The organism is Streptomyces sp. 796.1 (assembly GCF_047525675.1).
GTDB lineage: Bacteria > Actinomycetota > Actinomycetes > Streptomycetales > Streptomycetaceae > Streptomyces.
Genome location: NZ_JBLIWA010000103.1, coordinates 1 through 1,073 on the forward strand (window position 1 = coordinate 1; position 1,073 = coordinate 1,073).

Sequence of the window (1,073 nt, forward strand, 5' to 3'; positions counted from 1 at the left end):
GGGCGCGCCCGCGCGTGACGAAGCCGCACCGCACGCGACCACCGCACCGCGGGCCGCCCCCGGTCGCCCCGACGCCGCGACGGGGGAGCCCGCCGCGACGGGCCAGCACCCGGCCGGCGCCACCCCCGCGGTCCCCGGCCCGCACCAGCGCCCCGCGTCCGAGCCCGCCGCAGCCGGTGCGACCGACGTGCGCGCGGAGGACGCGGCGGCAGCCCCGTACCCGCCCGCGGACCGGGCGCTACACCACGCCGCAGGGGGCGCGCCCGACGCGGCGGCCCCACACGGCGTGCCCGACGCCGGCCCGCGCCCGGACGGGCCCGAGGACGCCCAGGCCCGGCCCGACGCCACCACGGCCGACGGCCGGGCGGACGGCCAGCCCACCGCGGATCAGTCCGCCAGCGGCCAGCCCGTCAGCGGCCACCCGGTCCACGGCCAGCAGGGCGATGGTCAACTGGGGGGCGGTACGGGCCAGTTCGCCGCCGTGGCGCCGGTCGTCGACGGCCCCGCCCCCGGTACGGACACCGCGTCCGCCGAGCCCCTCCCCGCCCCCGCCCACCGGCCCGAGACGGGCCACCCCACCGGCGCCACCACGCCGGAGGCTCCCGCGCAGGGCACGCCCCCGCACGGCGTACCGACGCAGGGCACGCCGGCGCACGGCACGGAGTCGCCGTACGGCGAGCAGCCGGCCACGCCCGACGACGGCACCCCCGCGCACGGCACGCCCAGCCACGGCACCCCCGTCGAGGGCACGCCCACCCATGGCCAGGCAACCGACGGTGCGAACACGGGCATTGAGCCCGGCGCGTCGGCGGCGGGCGCGACGGCGGGCGACACGCCCGGGGGCGGCACGGTGGGGGGACCCGGCGCGGATGACGGGACGTCACCCACCGGCCCCCGCACCTCCGGCGCCGCGCAGGACGCGCCCGCTGCGACCGGCTCCGCCGACGCGACCGGCGAAAGCGCCCCCGCGGCCCCGGAGTCCGCGGCCGAACGGGCCCACCCCGGACACCACGGCATCCCGGAGGCACCGGCCGCGCCCGGCGCGGCGCCCCGTACGACCGCCCCTGGCGTGC

General features: G+C 82.9%; 1 pseudogene. It reads left to right on the forward strand.

The window, feature by feature from the left end:
- A pseudogene (locus tag ACMA1D_RS31905) lies at nt 1–1,073 on the forward strand (hypothetical protein); the annotation flags it as partial.